This window comes from Brenneria sp. L3-3C-1, assembly GCF_016456245.1.
Lineage (GTDB): Bacteria > Pseudomonadota > Gammaproteobacteria > Enterobacterales > Enterobacteriaceae > Brenneria.
Genome location: NZ_JAEMHF010000011.1, coordinates 142,322 through 149,787, shown reverse-complemented (window position 1 = coordinate 149,787; position 7,466 = coordinate 142,322). Strand labels below are relative to the sequence as shown.

Genomic DNA, 7,466 nt, shown 5'->3' with positions numbered 1-7,466 from the left:
GTCCGCACTCCGCGCTGAATTATCAGACGCCGTCTGAATTTGCGGCGGCCTGGAGAAAGGGTAATTCTGAGAGTGAAGGATCCGACATTACTAACTGAGTGTTGTATCTAATCCTGGGGGCAGGTCATAGAGTCAGCTTGTTCATCTGCTCTCCTAACGATACGGATCCTGTTAGCGCTAAAATCTATGTCCTGTATTCTTATATTTAATAATTCACCACCTCGGATGCCAAGATAAAACAGAAGCAAGATCATCAGCCGATTGCGGCGCTGCACATCTATTGAGAAAGGGTTTAACTCTGATCTAGGCTGGATGACTTCAAATAGCGCGTCCAGTTGAACATCACTCAATGACCTGTCTTGTAAGTCGTGGTTTCTGCGCTTTTTAGATGGTCGGCGCGTCTTTATCTGCGCCGCCATAGCATTGATCTTTTCGACAACTTCCAGTTCTGTCGTCTTTAATATATGCATCGCATACCAGTGTAAATAGTTGGCAAACGTTGTTAGCCGGGAATGCTGTGTCCCGTTATCAACGATATCGGTCATCGCATCTGCCAACCAAGAGGTAGAGGACACAGTTAATGGCCCCTTTCTTTGTTTGCACTGAGCAAAATCTCGCAGATCATCCAGCTCATGTGGCTTGAAGAAGTCTTTGGTCAAAAACCGCTGCTGAAGGTCAATGTCGCGACTCTCTACAAAGCGTAACAACATAACCAGGTTGCTAGCCGCCGCCAACATCGTTGAAAAAGCATCCTCTCTATTGCGGATTTGAGTTGTTAGAAACAGAGTGGGGTAATACATGGGAAGCCCAGAAGCATGATCCACTACCATGCAATAGCGCTCGCCACTATCCATGACAAATGTTGTAACTCTGTAGTTCTTTTCCATGCACTCACATCCCATAAACATTACACAATTACAAGGTACACTTTATGTGAAAAATCACCAATTTATACAAGACACTTTTTCCGACGATAGAAACAAAAAACCCCTGAATTAACAGGGGTCTGCGTATGAATTCTTTACAAATAACTCACAAGTTAACTCTAGAACGGAATATCGTCGTCAAAATCCATTGGCGGTTCGTTGCCGGCGGCCGGGGCGTTGTTCTGTGCCGGGCGCGATGGCTGCGCTTGCGCGCCGCCGCTGAATTGATTGCCGCCCTGCGGCTGTTGCGGCTGACCCCAACTGCCTGACTGTTGTCCGCCCGCGCCGCCGCCCGCAGGTGCGCCGCCGCCTTGACGACCGCCCAGCATTTGCATGGTGCCGCCAACGTTAACCACCACTTCGGTGGTGTAGCGGTCTGCGCCCGACTGATCGGTCCATTTGCGGGTTTGCAGCGCGCCCTCAATGTAAACCTGAGAGCCTTTACGCAGATATTCACCCGCGACTTCAGCCAGTTTGCCGAACAGCACCACACGATGCCATTCGGTTTTCTCTTTCTGCTCGCCGGTTTGCTTGTCGCGCCAGCTATCGGACGTGGCCAGCGTGATGTTGGCAACGGCACCGCCATTCGGCATATAGCGAACTTCCGGGTCTTGCCCCAGATGTCCGACAAGAATCACTTTATTAACGCCTCTGCTGGCCATGCTCGTGTCTCCTGATGAATCCAATTTATATGAGTATAAACGATCGATTTTAGCATGATAAAAGTATCTATCATACCTGCGAGGCTGAATCAAAAATGAATGCGCAGATTGCAACGTTTGCATCTGATACTGGATATTCATTCAGCTTTTTTTGTGCCATAATTGCATGTTTCGTACCGGTTGTCTCCATCAGAGAGATGATGCAAAACTGTGTTTATTCCGGGAAGTGTGTGAATGGATAAGATCGAAGTTCGTGGTGCCCGTACTCATAATCTCAAGAATATCAATCTGATAATCCCTCGCGACAAGCTGATAGTGATCACCGGATTATCGGGTTCAGGTAAGTCATCGTTGGCGTTTGATACGTTGTATGCCGAAGGGCAGCGGCGTTACGTCGAATCACTCTCTGCTTATGCGCGTCAGTTTTTGTCGCTGATGGAGAAGCCGGACGTCGATCATATCGAAGGGTTGTCGCCCGCCATTTCCATCGAGCAGAAGTCCACTTCGCACAACCCGCGTTCCACCGTCGGCACTATTACCGAAATTCACGACTACCTGCGCCTGCTGTTTGCCCGCGTCGGCGAACCGCGCTGCCCGCAGCATGACGTCCCGCTGGATGCGCAGACGGTCAGTCAGATGGTGGATAACGTGCTGGCGCAGCCGGAAGGCAAGCGGGTGATGCTGCTGGCGCCGATTGTGAAAGATCGCAAAGGCGAGCACAGCAAGACGCTGGAAAACCTGGCGACGCAGGGTTATATCCGGGCGCGTATTGACGGCGAAGTGTGCGATCTTTCCGATCCTCCGAAGCTGGAATTGCAGAAAAAACATACCATTGAAGTGGTTGTGGACCGTTTCAAAGTGCGTGACGATTTGGCGCAGCGTCTGGCGGAGTCGTTTGAAACCGCGCTGGAGTTGTCCGGCGGCAGCGCGGTGGTCGCCGATATGGACGACCCGACCGTGCCGGAATTGTTGTTCTCCGCGAATTTTGCCTGCCCGGTGTGCGGTTACAGCATGCATGAACTGGAACCGCGTATGTTCTCGTTCAATAATCCGGCGGGTGCTTGCCCAACCTGCGATGGGCTGGGCGTTCAGCAGTTTTTCGATCCCGCCCGCGTGGTGCAGAATGTGGAATTATCCCTGGCGGGCGGCGCGATTCGCGGCTGGGATCGTCGTAACTTCTATTATTTCCAGATGTTGCGTTCGCTGGCGGAACACTACAAATTTGATGTTGATGTCCCGTTTGACAGGCTGAGCGAATCGGTTCAAAAACTGATTCTGTACGGCTCAGGCAAGGAAAACGTCGAGTTTAAATATATTAACGACCGTGGTGATACCTCGGTGCGCCGTCACCCGTTCGAAGGGGTGCTGCATAATATGGAGCGCCGCTATAAAGAAACGGAATCCAGTGCGGTGCGTGAAGAACTGGCGAAATTTATCAGCAATCGCCCCTGCGCCAACTGCCGCGGTACGCGTCTGCGTGAAGAAGCGCGCCATGTGTTTGTCGAACAAACCACGCTGCCGCAGATTTCTGATATGAGCATCGGCCATGCGATGAGTTTCTTTCAGAATATGAAACTCAGCGGTCAGCGCGCCCAAATAGCTGAAAAGATCCTGAAAGAGATTGGCGATCGGCTGAAGTTCCTGGTCAACGTGGGGCTGAATTACCTGTCGTTGTCGCGTTCGGCGGAAACTCTTTCCGGGGGCGAGGCGCAGCGCATTCGTCTGGCAAGCCAGATCGGCGCCGGGCTGGTAGGCGTGATGTACGTGCTGGATGAGCCGTCTATCGGTCTGCATCAGCGTGATAACGAACGTCTGCTGGAAACCCTGATCCACCTGCGTAACCTGGGCAACACCGTGATCGTGGTTGAACATGACGAGGATGCTATTCGCGCCGCCGATCATGTGATCGATATCGGGCCAGGCGCGGGCGTACATGGCGGCGAGGTGGTCGCGGAAGGAACGATGGAACAGATCATGGCGGTGCCGTCATCGCTAACCGGGCAATATCTTAGCGGAAAGCGCAAGATTGATATCCCTGAGCGGCGCGTCTCCGCCGACCCAACCAAAGTGTTGAAGCTGATTGGCGCCAGGGGCAACAACCTGAAAGACGTGACGCTAACGTTGCCGGTAGGGCTGTTTACCTGTATTACCGGCGTGTCCGGCTCCGGTAAATCCACGCTGATTAACGACACCTTGTTCCCACTGGCGCAGCGTCAGCTTAATGGCGCTACGCTGGCCGAACCGGCGGATTATCGTGAGATTCAGGGGCTGGAGCATTTTGATAAAGTCATTGATATCGACCAAAGCCCGATCGGGCGTACGCCGCGTTCCAACCCGGCGACCTATACCGGGATTTTCACACCGATTCGCGAGCTGTTTGCCGGTGTGCCGGAGTCGCGTACCCGCGGCTACAACCCCGGCCGGTTTAGTTTTAACGTGCGCGGCGGACGCTGTGAAGCCTGTCAGGGGGATGGGGTAATCAAAGTCGAGATGCATTTCCTGCCGGATATCTATGTGCCGTGCGATCAGTGCAAAGGTAAACGTTACAATCGCGAAACGCTGGAAATCAGGTATAAAGGCAAGGGCATTCATGAGGTGCTGGAGATGACCATCGAAGAAGCTCGCGAGTTCTTTGATGCGATCCCGGCATTGGCGCGCAAGCTGCAAACCTTGATTGATGTCGGACTGTCTTATATCCGCCTGGGGCAATCCGCCACGACGCTATCCGGCGGCGAGGCGCAGCGCGTGAAGCTGGCGCGGGAGCTGTCAAAACGCGGCACCGGGCAGACCTTGTATATTCTGGATGAACCGACCACCGGCCTGCATTTTGCGGATATTCAGCAATTGCTGACGGTGCTGCATCAGCTGCGCGATCAGGGCAATACCATCGTGGTGATTGAGCACAATCTGGATGTGATCAAAACCGCGGACTGGATTGTCGATCTGGGGCCGGAAGGCGGCAGCGGCGGCGGCGAGATCCTGGTATCCGGAACGCCGGAAACGGTCGCCGAATGCGCGCAGTCACATACCGCCCGCTTCCTGAAACCGATGCTGGCGCGTAAGCCTGCGTAACCTTTAGTCTCAACCCGAGGGGGTTTGCGATGTGGATACAACATGAAATCCGTCTGAAGCCTAAATCCAGAGGCTTTCATTTGATTACCGATGAAGTGCTTAGCCAGGTAACGGCGCTGCGGCAAATCAAAGTCGGCCTGATGCATGTTTTTATCAAGCATACCTCGGCGGCGCTGACGATTAATGAAAATGCCGATCCTACCGTTCGGCAGGATTTTGAGCGTTTCTTTAACCGTCTGGTGCCGGAAGATGAACCTTATTACCGCCATGTTGATGAGGGCAGTGACGATATGCCTGCCCACCTGAAAGGCAGTTTGCTGGGCAACAGCCTAACAATCCCGATCGGTAACGGGCGACTAAACGTCGGCGCCTGGCAGGGGATTTATTTATGCGAACACCGTAATCACGGTGGTAGCCGTACGTTGGTGGTGACGCTTCAGGGAGATTAACTGATTTGACTGACTATCCTGGCTCACCCGATCGCGCTCGCGGCCATGATAGCTATCATCTATTTATTTTTTGATTTTTGAATGATTTAAACGATCAATAGTGTAAAGGTACTCACTCTGCTGCCGATAACAACTGAGACGCCGGGAGAAGAGGCTTACTATCGGATAAACAGAATAAATACCGTATTCAATGACTTTAACAAATTTGGCTGAAGAGCCGATGATATTGTTAATCAGCTTGCTGTTTTTCAATGGCTTTATGTTTTTTAAATGATAATGCCAAATAAAAAACAACGCTATTTCGCGGCATCTGATGGCCGCGGGAATGCTTTTGTTATTTTAATTTAGCAGCGCTGCCTGGAGGCCGGCGTGTGTATGATGTATTTCTTTTTATCCGCAAGCAAGATGTAATGACAAAAAGCTCTCCTTCGCTCTGGTTTCTTATCAAAAAAATGTTTATCGGAATGGTTCATGTAAATACATGCTGAATAAAAGGAGCGAGATAATGAGTTTATCTAATTTACGTATTGGCTACCGCCTGGGAATAGGATTTGCTTTTCTGGTACTAATGCTTTTTGTAGTTAATATTCTTTCTATTTCTAAACTGTCTCAATTTCAGAATAGCGCCAGTGACATTGTAAAAGAGGTCTATCCGCAGACGGTGAATGCCAATGACCTTATTAGTACGGTGAATATCGGCGTAGTGATCTATCAGCGTTTGTTATTAATAACGGATGAGAATGAAATCCAACGCAGTATTTCCAGGATTGGTGAGCTAGGTAAAGATATCAATGTACTGTTTGAGAAGTTGGAGAGCGGTACTACAGATGAGAGATCGTTAGCCGCGCTTGAAGAGATTAAACATATCCGTGAGAAATTTGCCGCTTCAGGTGGAAAATTAATCAATCTTATCCTTGCCGGAAATCAGCAGGAAGCAAGTGATGAGTTTATCAATAATTTGAATAATCTTCAGCGGGAGTACCGTCAGAGTATTGCTAAATTGATTGGCTATCAGAATGATATTATGTATGCCTCAGTTGATTCCATGGCTGAGATCTACGCTGAAACCCGTAACATTCTGTTGATTATTCTTGCATTGGGCGCGGCGGTAGGGGGCGTGATTGCCTGGGGAATTACCCGAAGCGTTACCCATCCGATACAGGAAGCCTTGTTGGTGGCGGAGAAAGTCGCACAGGGGGATTTGACTTCCACCATTACCACCACCAAACAAGACGAAACCGGTCAGTTGCTAGTGGCGCTGGGGCGGATGAACGGCAGTTTACGCCAGATCGTCAGTCAGGTTCGCGACGGCGCTGAAGCCATCGCGAGCGCCGCATCGCAGATTGCCGCGGGTAATCAGGATCTTTCTGCCCGGACGGAAGAACAGGCCAGCTCGTTGGAGCAGACCGCTTCTTCAATGGAGGAATTGACCTCCACGATCAAAAACACGTCGGACAATACCCTCCAGGCTACGGAGATTGCCAATCAAGCGTCGGCAACGGCACAACGCAGCGGCGAAGTGATGGTTTCTGTTACGCATAAAATGCGGGGTATCCGTGACTCTTCACAGCGTATGGCCGACATTATCGGAGTAATTGACGGTATTGCTTTCCAGACTAATATTCTGGCGCTGAATGCGGCGGTTGAAGCGGCGCGGGCGGGTGAACAAGGGCGCGGGTTTGCGGTGGTTGCGGCCGAGGTGCGCTCGCTGGCGCAGAGAAGCGCGACGGCGGCAAAAGAGATTAAAGAACTGATTGATGACTCTGTTGGTAAAATTCAGGACGGTATGGGGCTGGTAGATACGGCCGAAGAAACCATGAATGGCCTGACGGCGCACGTTCAGGGCGTTAACGATATCATCAGTGAAATTGCCCAGGCCAGCCGTGAACAAAGCGACGGCATCAATCAGATTAACCTGGCCGTAGGGCAAATTGACACCACGACCCAGCAGAATGCCGCATTGGTGGAAGAATCCGCATCAGCGGCGCTCTCCTTGCAGTCTCAGGCGTCTGCGCTGACACAGACCGTTAATGCGTTTAAGTTGAATGCGCAAACGTCGAATTCTGATAGCCGGCAGGTTAATCCACAAAATAACCGGGAGGTTCAGGCATTGCCTGCCAGCCGAACGCTGGCGCCGGCAGCGGGAAAAGCATCCGATAATTCATCGGACTGGGCGTCCTTCTAACCTTGTCTGAAGCCATTCTTCTTGCTGAGAATGGCTTCAGCATTTTTGTTATACCGACTTTATCGCTGCCCGGTACAGGCAGCATCAGAAATTCAATATCAGCCCCACGATACGTTCCTGTCTGTACAGATTGCGGGGGCTGTGGCGCAGGGACGGTGCTCATTGCCCTGCC

At 51.5% G+C, this 7,466-nt stretch carries 5 protein-coding genes; 3 read left to right on the top strand and 2 right to left on the bottom strand.

All coding sequences use genetic code 11. The features are described from left to right. Positions 1-107: 107 nt before the first annotated feature. Positions 108-887, bottom strand: a complete 780-nt coding sequence (locus JG725_RS18120) for a site-specific integrase (protein WP_233356479.1) — start codon at positions 885-887, stop codon at positions 108-110. A 158-nt stretch (positions 888-1,045) separates the two neighbouring features. Further along, positions 1,046-1,588, bottom strand: coding sequence for a single-stranded DNA-binding protein SSB1 (gene ssb1 / locus JG725_RS18115; protein ID WP_172291119.1), 543 nt, complete (start codon positions 1,586-1,588; stop codon positions 1,046-1,048). A gap of 234 nt (positions 1,589-1,822) precedes the next feature. Between ssb1 and uvrA the strand changes: the two genes are divergently transcribed. The 3 genes from uvrA (at position 1,823) to JG725_RS18100 (ending at position 7,294) form a co-directional block, all read left to right on the top strand. After that, positions 1,823-4,660 carry an excinuclease ABC subunit UvrA gene (uvrA, locus tag JG725_RS18110; protein WP_172291120.1) on the top strand — a complete coding sequence of 946 codons (2,838 nt, stop codon included), beginning with the start codon at positions 1,823-1,825 and terminating at the stop codon, positions 4,658-4,660. 29 nt (positions 4,661-4,689) lie between these two features. Next, the gene (locus JG725_RS18105; RefSeq protein ID WP_172291121.1) at positions 4,690-5,109 is read left to right on the top strand and encodes a secondary thiamine-phosphate synthase enzyme YjbQ; all 420 of its coding nucleotides are present in this window, start codon (positions 4,690-4,692) and stop codon (positions 5,107-5,109) included. Between the two features lie 505 nt (positions 5,110-5,614). Then, a complete protein-coding gene (locus JG725_RS18100) occupies positions 5,615-7,294 on the top strand; it encodes a methyl-accepting chemotaxis protein (protein ID WP_199379247.1) in 1,680 nt (559 codons plus the stop codon). Positions 7,295-7,466: the final 172 nt, after the last annotated feature.